We start from the raw sequence: 15,465 nt of genomic DNA on the forward strand, positions 1-15,465 counted from the left end.
CTAGGGGAATGATGGGAAAGAAAGTATAAGAGGGAGGAATTAATTTTGAAAAAGAAAATGATGACGGTATTCACTATTGGAGTAATGAGCTTAAGTATATTAGGGGGTGCCTCTCCTTCTGAAACATCAAAAGGAAAGACAGATTACACACAACGTAGTAAAGAACAATTAAATAATGGAAAGATACATGCTGTGCATACAGAAGAAAAGGCAGAGAATCTAGGTATTGAAACGGAAGGGAAAGAACAAATTACGTTAGAAAAAGAAATTCATGAGACAGAAGTAGGAAGAGAAGCGAAGCAGCTAGGAATTTCGATTGAAGGAAAAGATGTTGGGACGCTGTCAGAAGAAATCTATGAAACAAAAGTAAAGCAAGAAGCGTTAAAACTAGGCATATCTATAGAAAATACATCAATTGTAAATTTAATTAATCAAATTAATACGATTAAAATTAATGATGAAGCGGATAAATTAGGTATTTCGACAAATGGAAAAGAAATAGAGGACATTGCAGAAGAAATCTATGGAACGAAAGTAAGAGAGGAAGCAGGGAAGTTAGGTATTTCACCAAAAGGAAAAGAGATAGAAGTGTTAGCACAAGAGGTGTACGAACAAAAAGTGCAGGAAGAAGCAAAAAAATATCATATTGATTTATATGGGAAAGATATATATCAAGTATTAAGAGAAATTAATGAACAAAAGGTGCTACAATTGGCAGATGAGCTTAATATGGACAAAGCGAACATGAATATTCAAGAGCTAACAGAAAAAATAAAAAAAGATCAACCTGAGAGAGAAAAAGAACTAAATTTTGTACCAGTGATTCGAACGGATGCTGACGCATTTTATTCTTATTTAACGAACTAAAAAGGGCGTGAGAGTGATACGGAGGTTTAAGTGGTATATATGTATAGCATTACTAGCTATAGCGGTATGGAGTGTATATACAAATGGAATTACAAAGTATGGGGAGAAGTGGACATTCTTCAATATACAAAACGGGAAAGAACCGGAATTTAGTAATAATGATGAAAAGGTCATTTTATCAAGTGTACCATTAATTCAGCAACTACCAGAGCTAGATAGAGGCTGTGAAGTGACAAGCTTAGCGATGATGTTACAATACGCTGGTGTTTCAGTGGATAAGATGACATTAGCAAATGAAATAAAAAAAGTTGATTTTATAGACGATGGTGTGCGCGGGAATCCAAATGAAGGATTTGTAGGTAATATTTATACATTTTCTGAATCGGGATATGGTGTATATCATGGGCCACTTTTTCAGTTAGCGGAAAAATATTTACCTAATAAAGCTGTAGACTTAACAGGGAAGAATATAGAAGAAATTTATAAGAGGATAAAAGCAGGGCAACCTGTAGTCATGATCACAAATGCAACATTTGCACCATTAGATGCAGCTGAATTTACTACATGGGAAACAAATAGTGGAGATGTTTCTATTACGTATAATGAACATTGTGTTGTACTTATTGGATATGATCAGGAATTTGTATATATTCGAGATCCACTTGAGGATAGCTTAGATGTAAAAGTACCGAGAGAAACCTTTGAACAGGCATGGGTACAAATGGGAAGTCAGGCAATTAGTTATGTAAAGAGCGTCAAATAAATTAGGACGAAGAGTTTTAGTAATATGACTATAAGGCGAAGGGTAAAGATTTAAGGATTATAAGAGAAGTTTTATAGAGTAGAAGCTGTTAAGAAATAAGAGAACTTTAGCATATATAATGCTAAAGTTCTCTTATTTTTATGATTAAAATACGTATAAGGAGTGGATATGCAAAAATGCATAATTGACAAAAAATTTACATATTATCATTATATATTGTTTTATGCATGTTAATTGTATAAAATGACACAAGTATCCACATTACATAAAGGAGGCTTATTATGCAAAAAATATTTAACTGGGTTAAATGTATGAGTATCAATAAAAAATTAATCATTTCATTCTTTATTATTTTAACTATACCAGGAATTATTATTGGTGGTGTTTCATATCAAACTGCCAAAACAAATTTTGAACATCAAATGACAGCTAAAGCAAAGGAGAATATTTCGATTTTAAATACTGTTATTTCTCAAAATATAGAAGAGAAATTTGTTGATGCGACGTACTTTGCAGACATCTTAACAGAGGATACCTATCCAAATGGACAGGAAGAAATAGTAAGAACGAAGCTAGCGCAATATATAAAACTTCATCCAGAAGTAGAAGGTATTTATATTGGAACAGAGACGGGAAAGTTTATAAGAGAACCATTTATCAAAATGGATGATGGGTATAATCCAACAGATAGATCTTGGTATAAAGAAGCACATGAAAATAAAGGGAAAGTAATTGTTACTGCACCATATCAATCAGCATCTACAAAAAATATGGTAGTAACAATTGCAAAAGAAGTAAAAGATGGTAAAGGTGTTATAGGAATTAACTTAAATTTAGATAACATCTTGAAAATTTCCAAAATGATTAACATTGGTGAAAAAGGTTATGCAGTTATTTTAGATCAAAATAAGCAAATTGTTAGTCATCCATCTAGAAAACCAGGTGCAAAAGTTACTGATCCTTGGATTAAACCGATTTATGAAGAAAAACAAGGAAATGTCTCTTATACAGAACAAGATGATAAAAAGAATTTAATCTTTGCAACAAATGAGAAAACGGGCTGGAAAGTAGTTGGAGTTATGTTTGATGAAGAAATTACCCAAGCTGCGAATCCAGTATTTTATAAGACTTTGATTGTTATTGCTATTGCTATTGCATTTGGTAGTATATTAATTTATTTCATTACAAAGTCTATTACAGGGCCATTACGAAAAATAGCTGAATCGGCATATAAAATTAGTAAGGGAGATTTAACAGAGAAAATTACAATCCATTCCAAGGATGACATAGGGAAATTAGGGAATTCATTTAATGAAATGTCTACGTCTTTACAAGATGTTATTACCCAAATTAGCTTTTCAGCAGAACATGTTGCAGCATCGGCTGAAGAGTTAACAGCGAGCGTACAGCAAGCAAATGATGCGACAGATCAAATTACAATTGCGATGGAACAAGTATCAGGTGGGGCTGAGTCACAAAGTCAAGGTGTTGAAGAAGGTGCGGCTACATTACAACAAGTAAATACAGCAATTCAAGATGTAACTGGAAGCGCAGAGTCAATTTCTATTTCCTCATTACATGCCCGTGAAAGAGCTGAAGAGGGAGAAGATTTAGTTGAACAAACCGCAAAACAAATGCAGTCTATTTCTAGGTCGGTATCCGAGTCAGATGCTATTATTAAACTTCTTGATGAGAAATCAAAGCAAGTAGGAGCTATTTCTGAAGCAATTCAAAACATTGCAACTCAAACAAACTTATTAGCTTTAAATGCGGCTATTGAAGCAGCAAGAGCAGGTGAACAGGGACGAGGATTTGCTATTGTAGCAGATGAGGTTAGAAAATTAGCAGAGCAATCAGGAGAGTCATCTGGAGAGATTGCAAATTTAATTGCAGAAATTAAGGCGGATATTGAACATACTGTTAAGGCGATGGATAATGTGAATGGAGAAGTTCAACAAGGCCTTGATGTTGTAACAAAAACGAAAGTAAGTTTTACGGAAATTTTAAGTTCTACTACACATATTGTTTCTCAAGTTAATCAAATGGTAGAAACAACGAAGAGAATTGCTGGAGATGCAAATGAAGTGACAAATGCTATTGATGAAATTGCAGCTGCTGCAGAAGAAAATACAGCTAGTATGCAAAGTGTTGCAGCTTCAACAGAAGAACAGGTTAATTCCATGGAGGAAATTAGTTCAGCTTCGCAAAACTTAGCTGAGATGGCAGAAGAACTACAAGCGATGACTAGTAAATTTAAAGTATAATAACAGCAGATAAGTAAGGTGAAAATAATATCACCTTACTTATTTTTCTATTCAGCAATTAGGGGAGTCATTAACAGGATGAAAAAAAGAAAAAGACTATGGAATTTATGGAAAACGATTACATTGTTAGTTTGTACAGTTGTAATTTTTTCTTTACTTGTGACAGATATATTAATTAGTCATAATGTAGAACGGACGACGGAGGATAGCCAAGCAGAGAAAGCAAAAACAATTGCACACATTGTGGCGAATGATTCGATTGTAATCGATGGTTTGGTTGGGAAAGCAGATACCTCTGCAATCCAAACGTATACAAATAGAATATTACAAAACACAGGTGTTCAATTTATTGTAGTTATGGACATGAATGGAATAAGAAAGTCACATCCAAATCCTCAAAAAATAGGGCATCATTTTATTGGGGGAGATGAAGGGCCTGCATTGAAAGGAAAAGAACATGTATCGTTAGCAGAAGGAACTTTAGGTATTTCCATGCGAGTGTTTGTACCAATATTTTCTGAAACAGGTGAACAACTTGGAGCAGTGGCTGTTGGTATTTCAGCAGATAATGTAAAAGAGAGAGTTAAGGAAAGTAGACATATTATTTATATTGGTGTCGGAGTGGGTGTATTAGTCGGAATTATAGGAGCAATATTGCTAGCTAGACATATAAAGAAAAGTTTATTCGGTCTTGAGCCGCACAGGATAGCAAAAATTCTTGAAGAAAGAAATACGATGCTACAATCTGTAAAGGAAGGTATTATTGCTGTAGATAAAGAGGCTAGAGTAACGTTAATTAATAATGAAGCGAAACGTCTATTTAAAAAAAGCGGACTTGAAGAAGATTTTATCGGTAAAGATGTTGAGTTGTATATGCCAAATTCACGTATAAAAGAAGTATTGAAAACGGGAGAAGTACAATTAAACGAAGAACAAAATATTTATGGAATTACGATTGTGACGAATCGAGTTCCTTTATATGTAAAAGGAGAAATAGTTGGTGCAATTGCAACATTTCGTGATAAAACAGAGATTAGAAAACTAGCAGAGGAACTAACTGGTATTAGACTATATGCAGAAGCATTACGGGCACAATCTCATGAGTTTATGAATAAGATGCATGTCGTATTAGGGCTTACACATATGAAACAGTATGAAGAATTACAGAAGTATATAAGCGGCATGGTATCAGAGCATCAATATGAAATTGGTGGAGTTATGAAAAGAATAAAAAGTCCAGTATTTGCTGGTTTTTTACTAGGTAAGCTCAGCTATGCTAGAGAGAAAAATATAAAATTAATTATAAGTGAAGATTCTTACATGCCGGAAATAGATGTTGAAAGTATTACTCATGAACTTATTACGATTGTCGGAAATTTAATTGATAATGCATTAGAGGCAGTTACGAATTGTGAAAAGAAGCGAGTTGAAGTTAAGATACAACATGGGGATATACTAACTATTACAGTGCAAGATACGGGAAAAGGTATAAAAGAAAAAGAAATAGAGGAATTATTTACGAAAGGTTATTCCACAAAGGGAGATAACCGCGGTTATGGTTTGTATCTTGTAAAAGAAAGTATACAGCGAATAAATGGGGAAATTCATATGCATTCATTAGTAGGAAAGGGAACAACGATAACGATTGAAATACCTAAAGGTAGGGATGAGAGGCAAATATGATTAAAGTTTTAATTGTAGAAGATGACCCGATGGTAGCAATGTTAAATACGCATTATTTAGAGCAAGTAGGAGGATTTGAACTTGTTCAAGCAGTTAACTCAGTAAAGTCAGCGATAGAAATATTAGAGAAATCACGAGTAGATTTAGTATTACTTGATATTTTTATGCCTGAAGAGACTGGTTTTGAGCTTTTAATGTATATCCGGAACCAAGAAAAAGAAAGCGATATTATAATGATTTCAGCTGTACATGATATGGGAAGTATTAAAAAAGCATTACAATATGGAGTTGTAGATTATTTAATTAAACCATTTACATTTGAACGATTTAAAGAGGCATTAACTATATATCGAGAAAAACTTACTTTCATGAAAGAACAACAAAAAATTAGTCAATCGGAATTAGATTCATTAATTTTACAAAAAGAAAAAAGAGAGCCTACTGTGACGAAAGAGCTTCCAAAAGGGTTAACGAAGCAAACGTTGCAATTAATTTGGCAGAAGATCGAGTCTCTGAATGGAAGAGTATTTACAACAGATGAAATGGCACAATTAGTTGGAATTTCAAGAGTTTCTATTCGAAAATATGTAATGTTTCTGACTGACATTGGGGTGTTAGAAAACGAAATGATGTACCAACATGTGGGAAGACCTGTAAGTAAATTAAGATGTGTTGATCAAAAGAAAATAGAGTTTTACGTATAAGCGACTTAACATAAGTCGCTTATACTTTTTTTAATTACAAAATCAATTACAAAACTTACAAAAACTATTTTTACTATTGAAAGCGTTTTAATATTGTTATTAAGAAAACGAGGGGGTGCCATATGGGAATTCAAAAGAATGTGGAAGCGGTATCATTTTCTGAAGGAAATGAAGTACAAAGAGAATCTTTCGCTTCTAAAATTATGAATGTAAAAATCGGTGTTATACCTTTACCGTTATATGTAGTATTGGCTGCTATTATTTATGGGGCATCTGTATATAATAAATTGCCAGCAGATATGATTGGTGGATTTGCAGTTATTATGATCATGGGGATTTTCTTAGGCGATATTGGGATGAGAATTCCAATTTTAAAAAATATCGGTGGTCCAGCAATACTTTCGTTATTTATTCCATCATTACTTGTATTTTTTAACTGGATGAATCCAGCTTCAATGGAAGCTGCGACTATGTTAATGAAAAAATCGAACTTTTTATATTTATATATTTCTTGTTTAGTAGTCGGAAGTATTTTAGGAATGAACCGTAAAGTGTTAGTACAAGGTTTCGTTCGTATGTTTATTCCTTTAGTAGTAGGGACGTTAGCTTCTGTAGCAGTAGGATTATTGGTCGGTTCATTATTTGGATTTGAAATGAAGCACACATTCTTCTTTATCATCGTACCAATTGTGAGTGGTGGTATCGGGGAAGGGATTTTACCATTGTCGCTAGCTTATAGTGATATTTTAAATGAATCATCAGCAACGTTTGTATCACAGCTTATTCCAGCAGCTATTATTGGAAATATGTTCGCAATTGTAAGTGCAGGGTATATGAAGCGTTTAGGTGAGAAGAAACCGGAGCTTAGTGGTAACGGTGTATTAGTGAAAACAGACAATCAAGCAGAATTATTAAAAGAACAAAATACAGAGAAGCCAATTGACTTCTCATTAATGGGAGCAGGTTTATTAATTGCGTGTACGTTCTTCATCTTCGGAGGATTTGCTTCTAAGTTCATTGGTATTCCTGGGGCAATCATTATGATTTTCTCAGCAGCGCTTGTGAAATACTTTAAATTAATGCCAGCAAAAATGGAGCAAGGAGCATTCCATTTATATAAATTTATTTCGAAGAATTTAACTTGGCCTTTAATGGTTGGATTAGGATTGCTATATATTCCGTTAAAAGACGTAGCAGCAGTTCTTTCAGTAGGATATGTTGTTGTGTGCGCATCGGTTGTTCTTACAATGGTAGCATCAGGTTTTCTTGTAGGGAAAGTGATGAAGATGTATCCAGTTGAATCGGCGATTGTAACTGGATGTCATAGCGGTTTAGGTGGAACTGGAGATGTTGCTATTTTATCGGCTTCAAATCGTATGGAATTAATGCCGTTCGCGCAAATTTCGACTCGTTTAGGCGGGGCGGCAATGGTTGTAACGGCGACAATATTATTAAAGATGTTTTCATGATCAAACAAGCTAGCTATATTCATATAGCTAGCTTGTCAAATTAAGGGGAGATTATAAGTATGTTAGCAAATCAAATTAATGAAAGATCATTGTTATTGCATAAAGAATTAGTAGGGAAAATTGAAATTACAAGTAAAGTAGAAGTAAATTCAGCGGATGATTTAAGCCTGACGTATACACCAGGTGTAGCGGAGTCTTGCAAAGCAATTGCGGCAGATGAAGAAACGGTGTATGACTATACAGCACGTGGTAATATGGTGGCAGTTGTCTCAGATGGAACAGCGGTACTCGGTTTAGGAAACATTGGACCGAAAGCGGCTATGCCTGTTATGGAAGGAAAAAGTATTTTGTTTAAGAAGTTCGCGAATGTAGATGCTTTCCCATTATGTTTAGGCACAACGGATGTAGATGAAATCGTTACCCTTGTAAAAAATTTAGAGCCTACATTTGCAGGGATTAATTTAGAAGATATTGCAGCACCGCGTTGTTTTGAAATTGAAAAACGATTAAAAGAAGAAACGAATATTCCTGTATTCCATGATGATCAACATGGAACAGCTATTGTCGTTTTAGCGGCTGTTATTAATGCATTAAAAGTTGTTAGCAAACAAATGGATAATGTGAAAATCGTTATTAACGGTGCGGGTTCGGCAGGAATTGCAATTGGAAAATTATTATTAAAGGCTGGTGCAAAGCACATTACGCTAGTTAGCCTAGAAGGTATTGTTTGTGAAGGTGAAACATGGATGAACGAAGTACAAATTGAAGTTTCAAAAAAGACAAATCGTGAACATGTGCGTGGAACGTTAAAAGAAGCGATTAACCAAGCTGATATTTTTATTGGCGTATCTGCTCCTAACGTATTAACGAAAGAACTTGTACAGACGATGAATGAGAAAGCAATTGTGTTTGCAATGGCGAATCCAATTCCAGAAATCTTCCCTGAGGATGCATTAGAGGCTGGGGCAGCTGTAGTAGGAACTGGGCGCTCGGATTATGCGAATCAAGTAAATAATGTATTGGCGTTTCCCGGAATATTCCGCGGTGCGTTAGATGTGCGCGCAACTGATATTACAGAAGAGATGAAATTAGCGGCAGCATATGGGATCGCTAACATCATTACTGATGAAGAACGTAATGCGAATTATGTAATCCCGAATCCATTAGATAAAAGAGTTGTTCCAAGTGTTGCGGAAGCAGTAGCGAAAGCAGCTATTGATTCAGGCGTGGCACAAATTACGAAAATACCACGTTATTAATAGCTAAAAGCAGTGCCTAAAAGGCACTGCTTTTTTGAGATAAGAAATCAAAATAATGAAGAAGTGTAGAATTATTTATGTTTCTTCACTATTTATTTAATTCCATTGCAACTTGTTTACCATTCACTAAAACCTCAGTTACTGCTACGATTACTTCTATCATTTTTTTCATCTCTCATCTCTCCTCATTCATTTCTTACTTTAAGTATAAGAGAAGAGAGATAATTCAACTATCGAAGTACATGACGTAGAAATTACATTGTTGTAAGAAAGTGGTTTATTTTTGTCACTTTACTCAGCGGTGATTACAAACTGATCATAATATTTTTCATTCACATAGATATTTAATAACCATAATCCAGATGAAGGTAGTGACATAGCGAGAGGGAGTTCGCTTGTAGTAGAATTGATTGTATTTGAAGTAGTCCAAGTTTGTTTGGAAATTTCTTTTTGAAAGAGTACTGGTGTTGGAGTTACAGATCCTTGTTTTAGCGCAATAATAGACAATTTTCCAGTAGGTATTTCAGAATCTAGAAAGTACCACATTATTTCATTTTGTTCATTTGCGATAATAGGACTATCAGCCATTGCGATTTTTCCTTCGATGCCTTTTAAAGGTATTTTTCCGTCTATGAATGAGGGGGCTTCTTCCCAATTTACATCTTTTAAAACACTAAGGTGAAAGAAGGAAGGTGCGTTCACTTGAGTGGATGAAGTTGCTATTACGTCTTTTTTTTGTTCTTTTGAATCCGGTTGAGTTTGTGTGCATCCAGTGATGAGGAGGGAGAGAAGTAGCATAGTTCCGATTTTTTTCATGGTGCCACACTCCTAGTTTTTATTGTTAGTGTAATTGTATTTGCTAGAAGGCGGGACAATTCCTTTAAAGTATAAAAAGAGGTCGTAAGTTTTGTATGACCTCTTTTGACATTTTTTATCCCGTAAAGCCCGATTGGTGTAGGTTAATAATCAGTGGGAGATAGCCCCACTAATTAAAGTTTCATTTTATATTTGTTCCGTTGTATAGGTTGGTTCGGTTTCTTTTTGAGGCATCGTCAAAAAAATAACGGACAGAACGATACATACGCCGCCTAATAATTGGTATGCTCCAAAAGCTTCATTTAGCCAAGTGATTGAAACGATGGCAGCTACAAGGGGTTCAATGCTAGATAAAATGCTTGTTTCTGTTGCTGCTAAATATTTAAGACTACCGATATATAGAAGGAAAGAAAGGGTACCACTAACAATGATAAGAATAAGCATAGAAAAAGTTTTCAGTGTAAGGGTTTGTGAAAATTGATTCCACCCGAATGAATGATTATAAATAAGTAGTGCAATTCCTCCGATTAACATCCCCCAACCAATTACTATAGTTGTTCCGCATGCTTTAATAAGCGAAGCTGGATGAAGGGTATAAAATGCAAATCCAATTGCTGTTAATAGTCCAAAAATAATAGCTTCTTTAGATAAAACAATATTTTCAATTGAGCCATTTGTAATAATAAAGTATGTTCCTATTAGCGCGGCTATAATTGCGAATAGTTGCATGGAAGCAGGGAATTTTCTTTGTTCAAATGCAACATACATGGTAATAAGAACAGGACCTAGAAATTGAAATAGCGTTGCTGTGACCGCGTTACTAATATGAACCGTTTCGATAAAGGCGTATTGCGCACCAAGCATGCCGAGAATAGAGAAAATAATAAGTTGTATAGAATATCTAGGGTGTTTCCAAATTTGAAATATGTTTTGTTTCTTTATAAGTAAGAAAGACAAAATAAATATTCCTGCAAGTAACAATCGAATTGTTAAAAAATCAATTGAGGATACATTAGTATGCTGAAATAGCCACTGAATCATTGGACCAGATAATCCCCATAATGTAGCCCCTGTAATAATCATAATGAGTCCGATACGTCTACCATTGTTCATTATCATGTTTCTCCTCTCCGGTATTTGATTTTTGATGTGTGACATGATAAAAGGAATTATATATAAAATCTGGTACTGTAAAAAGTATCAGATTTTAGTTTTATTAAGGGGTCAGATATTATGTTAGAATTAACGCCTAATTTAAATGTGAATAGTAAAAAGGCATTATATGTGCAATTGTATGAGTATATAAAAAAAGAGATTAAAGATGGATCGATTGTCCCTTTTACGAAATTACCGGCTAAGCGAAAGTTAGCGATACATTTACAAGTAAGTAAAAATACAGTAGAGGCAGCCTACGAACAATTACTTGCAGAAGGTTATATTGAATCGATATCGAGAAAAGGTTATTTTGTATGCAAGATTGAGCAAATGGTTCATGTAGAGGATAGCGAAGAGAGGATAGAAGAAGTCCCGTTTCAGGAGAAGCGTTATAAATTTGACTTTACACAAACAGGAATTGATACAAATGCTTTTCCATTTAATATGTATCGGAAAATTGTAAATGAAGTATGGCAACCGCATAATAACGAACTTCTCTTTCTAGGACACCCTCAAGGGGAAGCAAGCTTAAGAGAAGAGATTACGAATTATTTGTATGAATCTAGAGGTGTGCGTTGTTCAGCTAGTCAAATTGTATTAGGAGCGGGAACACAAATATTAGTGAAACTATTGTTTCAATTGTTAAAGGGAAGCAATTATGCAGTTGAAAACCCAGGGTATCATAGAAAGATGGTTGTTTTTGAACAGGGAGAAGCAAGAGTCCAAATGTTATCTTTAGATAGAGATGGAATTTGTATTGCAGATTTAGAAAATAGCAATGCGAATGTTGTATTTGTTACACCTTCTCATCAGTTTCCATATGGAATGATTATGCCTATTACGAGAAGGATGCAGCTTTTACAGTGGGCAAAGAAAGAAGAGAGCAGGTATATTATTGAAGATGATTATGATAGTGAATTTCGTTATTCTGGAAAGCCTATACCGGCGCTGCAAGGGTTAGATACAGAGGGGAAAGTTATTTATATGGGGACGCTATCTAAAGCATTATTGCCATCGCTACGGATGAGCTATATGGTGTTGCCGAAGAAATTAATTAAAAAGTATCAACAGCAATATTTATTTTATACACAAAGTGTTTCAAGAATAGATCAAGAAGTGATTAGAAGATTTTTAAATGAAGGATATTGGGAAAAACATATTCATAAAATGCGTGTCGTCTACCGAAAGAAGAGAGATAGACTTGTTTTTGAAATAGAGAAGTATTTCTCTAATCGTGTTGAAGTGATAGGAGAAGATTCCGGATTACACATTTTATTAAAAGTGCATAATGGAATGCAGGAAGAAGAATTAATTCAAGAAGCTGCGAAATATAGTATTAAAATATATCCTGTGTCTACGTACTATAAAGACGGTACGGCGCCTGAGAGTGTAGTTTTACTTGGGTTTGCGATATTATCAGAGGAAGAGATTGCGAAAGCGATTCAATTATTACACACGGCATGGTTTACAAGAAAGTAAAAAACATCCTCCAAACATGAGGATGTTTTTTATTATTTATTTTCATCTAAGAATAAGACCATATGCTCTTCGTCCCAATATTGTCCGTTATATTTTAATGAACGTTCTTGTACACCGAATGTTTTAAAACCTAATGATTCATAAAGTTTTTTCGCTCCATCGTTGCCAACAACAACATCAAGCATAACTTGTTCTACTTCTAAAGATTTAGCAAGCTCAAGACATTCTTTAATAAGTGCTTTTCCTGCTCCAAGTCCGCGTGCTTTTGGAGATACATATACAGAACCGATTTTAGCTTTATGTTCTTGTTTTACATATGGTTTCGTTTCCAGTGTTGCAACCCCGATTAATTTTCCATCTTTAAATGCACCTAGCGTATAGTTTTCATCTTGTGCTAATTTTTGTGCTTTATATTCAATCGCACACTCTTTATTAATAATATCTTCATAAGAAGAGCTGAATGCTTCAGGGTTTTGCTTTAATCCTTCTACGCGAAGTTCTAAGTAAATTTCTGCTTCGTCTTTTGTTAATACATGGATATCCAATTATATCACCCTCCAAATCTTTGCAAATGTACCTTTATTTTATATTGAAATAAGAATAATTTCAAAAGCTTAGCTTATATGAGCTGTTTTTATGAACAAAATAACACCAGTAGTGTTTACTACTACTGGTGTTTTCACACGCATATTATTCAAAAGGTAGCTTGATTATAAAGTTTGTTCCCGCTCCTAATTGGCTTGTTACTAGAATAGAACCGTTATGCAATTCTACAATTTCCTTTGCAACAGCTAGCCCGATGCCTTTTCCGCCTGTAGCTCGTGTTCTAGATTTATCAACACGATAAAAACGGTCAAAAATATGCGGGATATCTTCTTCAGGAATACCTTCACCTTCATCTTGTACACTTATTGTAAAAGAATCTGTTTCCATGAGTACACGTATCGTAATGGATGTGTTTTCTGGCGAATGTTGATAAGCGTTGTGTAATAAATTTAACATAACTTGTTCCATACGTCTTTCGTCTATACAAACTTCTAAATCATCTTTGCAATATACATGAAGTTGCATTTGCTTATTCGTTAATGTTGTTTTTGTTTTTTCAACCATTCGTTCTAAAAATGGCTGAAGAAGCACTTTTTGTTTTTTTATAACAAATTGGTGTTGTTCTAATTGTACAAGCATAAATAAATCTTGGACGAGATCGGTTACACTATCCGTTTCATCCTCAATGATTTGTAAGTATTCTTCTCGCTCCTCTTTTGTTAAAGAGTCTCTCTTTGCTACCTTTGCATAACCTTTCATATAGGTCAATGGAGTTAATAGTTCATGAGCGACACTAGCGAGAAATTCATTGCGCTCTTTTTTCATATACGTAAGTTCACTCGATAAATCTTCAATTGTTTTTGCTAAACTTCCGAGTTCATCATTCCGTTTAATACCTAATTGAATTGGCTTATTTAATTTTGACATTTTTTCTGTCGCTCTCTTCATTTTTACAAGTGGTTCTGTAATAACGCGTGAAAAAACAAAGACAGAAATTGTTGTTAAAATAATTGTTAAAACGCTAATGATAAGAAATTGGTTCATGAGTTTAAGTAACATATTTTCTAGGAAAGATGTTTTTAATAGCATATATAGCTTTCCTTGAAACTTTGTTGTGTTAAGTGGGCTTACTGTTGTGATGAACTTTGATTTTTTCCAGTTCCTTTCAACGACCAATCCGCCGTCTGGGACAGTTTCTGTTTTACAAGTAAGTTGTTTTTGCATATCTTTTGTTACGGGTTCTGAGGTGGAAATAATTTTGCCGTTATGGTCAGTAATAATGATAGCTATATCGGAGTTAGAAATTGATTCCGATTCAACTAAGTGTGCAGCCTCATTCGTAATATCGAATTCAGGATACACAGGGCGTTTAGGACTTTTATTATGTTCAGCGTGTTTCATTTCTTTATAATATTCATCCCGTCTCTCGCGGCTTTTAATTTTTTTACTATAGCGATTACCTTTCTCTAAAAGAGCATCTGTTTCCTCTACAATACGCATTTTTGAAAGGCTTTTATAAAAAGATACGAAAGCAATTGTTTCAATACATAAAGCTAATATTAAAAAGTATGTCCCAATTTTAAGGGAAAGTTTACTCATTTTTTCACCATACCTTATTCATAATAAAGAGTCAGTGGTATACGATTTCCCACTGACCGAAGTAATTATTCACTTTTCCATTTATATCCGACTTTATAGACCGTTTCTAGGTAATCTTCAATTGGAAATCCTTTTTTGCGTAGTTTATCACGGATATTACGAATGTGTGAATCAATTGTTCTATATTCGATATCTGTTTCATAGCCCCAAATTTTTTCGATTAAATCATCTCGGCTATAAGCACGGTTTGTATTTTGCAAAAATAGTCCGAGTAACGAAAATTCGATAGGAGTTAATGAGATTTTTTCATCATAAACTGTGACAGTATGTTTCGTTTTATCCCACTCAATACCATTGAAACTAACAAAGCCATCTTTTTTTGTACGGCGTAATATAGCCTCGATTCGTGCGACTAATACATGCTCATCAAATGGTTTTGTAATATAATCATCTGCGCCCATCGTGAGGCCTTTCACCATATCGTAGTTTTGATTACGAGCTGTTAACATAATGATAGGAACATTGGAAATTTGACGAATTTGATAGCAAGTATCCCATCCATCCATATTTGGCATCATAACATCTAATAAAATAATATCGAATTCTTTTTGTTCGATTAAATTTAGTGCTTCAAGGCCAGAGGTAGCTTTCATGCAAAAATAGCCGCGAGGGCTTAAGAACAGATCTAATAATCGTAACATACGTTCTTCGTCGTCTACTAATAAAATTTTTACCATAATCTTGTGCACCCCAAACTGTTCATTCTACTTGTATAGTTTACATGAAAATAATAAAAAACTCTTTTTATGTGATTGAGTGGAAGAGTTATTTTTCGCTCAGAGTAATTGACATAAAAAATGC

The 15,465-nt window shown here is 34.3% G+C and carries 13 protein-coding genes and 1 pseudogene; 9 read left to right on the plus strand and 5 right to left on the minus strand.

Annotated elements, in window-relative coordinates:
* Positions 1-45: 45 nt before the first annotated feature.
* From BHV55_RS03040 to BHV55_RS03070, 8 genes and pseudogenes are all read left to right on the plus strand, one after another.
* Positions 46-867: a hypothetical protein gene (locus BHV55_RS03040; protein ID WP_000728596.1), complete on the plus strand. Its 822-nt coding sequence runs from the start codon at positions 46-48 to the stop codon at positions 865-867.
* A 13-nt stretch (positions 868-880) separates the two neighbouring features.
* On the plus strand, positions 881-1,630 hold the full coding sequence (locus BHV55_RS03045) for a C39 family peptidase (protein ID WP_000621163.1): 750 nt from the start codon (positions 881-883) through the stop codon (positions 1,628-1,630).
* A gap of 422 nt (positions 1,631-2,052) precedes the next feature.
* Positions 2,053-2,955, plus strand: a pseudogene (locus BHV55_RS27810) (HAMP domain-containing protein); the annotation flags it as partial.
* Between the two features lie 120 nt (positions 2,956-3,075).
* The gene (locus tag BHV55_RS27815) at positions 3,076-3,894 is read left to right on the plus strand and encodes a methyl-accepting chemotaxis protein (RefSeq protein WP_432804035.1); all 819 of its coding nucleotides are present in this window, start codon (positions 3,076-3,078) and stop codon (positions 3,892-3,894) included.
* Positions 3,895-3,972: 78 nt separating this feature from the next.
* Entirely contained in the window at positions 3,973-5,577 is a 1,605-nt protein-coding gene (locus BHV55_RS03055) for a sensor histidine kinase (RefSeq protein ID WP_070758236.1), read from the plus strand.
* Complete coding sequence (locus BHV55_RS03060; RefSeq protein WP_000598668.1) at positions 5,574-6,281, plus strand: response regulator; 708 nt, start codon at positions 5,574-5,576, stop codon at positions 6,279-6,281. The genes BHV55_RS03055 and BHV55_RS03060 overlap by 4 nt, the downstream gene beginning before the upstream one ends.
* A gap of 122 nt (positions 6,282-6,403) precedes the next feature.
* Entirely contained in the window at positions 6,404-7,750 is a 1,347-nt protein-coding gene (locus tag BHV55_RS03065) for a 2-hydroxycarboxylate transporter family protein (RefSeq protein ID WP_000512722.1), read from the plus strand.
* Between the two features lie 59 nt (positions 7,751-7,809).
* Positions 7,810-9,009 carry an NAD(P)-dependent malic enzyme gene (locus BHV55_RS03070; protein ID WP_070758234.1) on the plus strand — a complete coding sequence of 400 codons (1,200 nt, stop codon included), beginning with the start codon at positions 7,810-7,812 and terminating at the stop codon, positions 9,007-9,009.
* A gap of 291 nt (positions 9,010-9,300) precedes the next feature.
* On the opposite strand, the gene BHV55_RS03075 is transcribed toward BHV55_RS03070, so the two are convergent.
* Together BHV55_RS03075 and BHV55_RS03080 are read right to left on the minus strand one after the other, a co-directional pair.
* Positions 9,301-9,825, minus strand: a complete 525-nt coding sequence (locus BHV55_RS03075; RefSeq protein ID WP_070758232.1) for a DUF4871 domain-containing protein — start codon at positions 9,823-9,825, stop codon at positions 9,301-9,303.
* Positions 9,826-10,011: 186 nt separating this feature from the next.
* Positions 10,012-10,938, minus strand: coding sequence for a DMT family transporter (locus BHV55_RS03080; protein ID WP_070758230.1), 927 nt, complete (start codon positions 10,936-10,938; stop codon positions 10,012-10,014).
* Positions 10,939-11,058: 120 nt separating this feature from the next.
* Here BHV55_RS03080 and pdxR point away from each other — a divergent pair, with 120 nt between their 5' ends.
* Entirely contained in the window at positions 11,059-12,459 is a 1,401-nt protein-coding gene (gene pdxR, locus BHV55_RS03085; protein WP_000891927.1) for a MocR-like pyridoxine biosynthesis transcription factor PdxR, read from the plus strand.
* A 32-nt stretch (positions 12,460-12,491) separates the two neighbouring features.
* On the opposite strand, the gene BHV55_RS03090 is transcribed toward pdxR, so the two are convergent.
* From BHV55_RS03090 to BHV55_RS03100, 3 genes are all read right to left on the minus strand, one after another.
* Positions 12,492-13,004: a GNAT family N-acetyltransferase gene (locus BHV55_RS03090; RefSeq protein WP_000351212.1), complete on the minus strand. Its 513-nt coding sequence runs from the start codon at positions 13,002-13,004 to the stop codon at positions 12,492-12,494.
* A gap of 145 nt (positions 13,005-13,149) precedes the next feature.
* Complete coding sequence (locus BHV55_RS03095; protein ID WP_000041027.1) at positions 13,150-14,604, minus strand: HAMP domain-containing sensor histidine kinase; 1,455 nt, start codon at positions 14,602-14,604, stop codon at positions 13,150-13,152.
* Between the two features lie 65 nt (positions 14,605-14,669).
* Complete coding sequence (locus tag BHV55_RS03100) at positions 14,670-15,341, minus strand: response regulator transcription factor (RefSeq protein WP_000238959.1); 672 nt, start codon at positions 15,339-15,341, stop codon at positions 14,670-14,672.
* Between the last annotated feature and the right edge of the window lie 124 nt (positions 15,342-15,465).

The sequence above is a fragment of the Bacillus sp. RZ2MS9 genome (assembly GCF_001816185.2).
Classification (GTDB): Bacteria; Bacillota; Bacilli; order Bacillales; family Bacillaceae_G; genus Bacillus_A; species Bacillus_A cereus.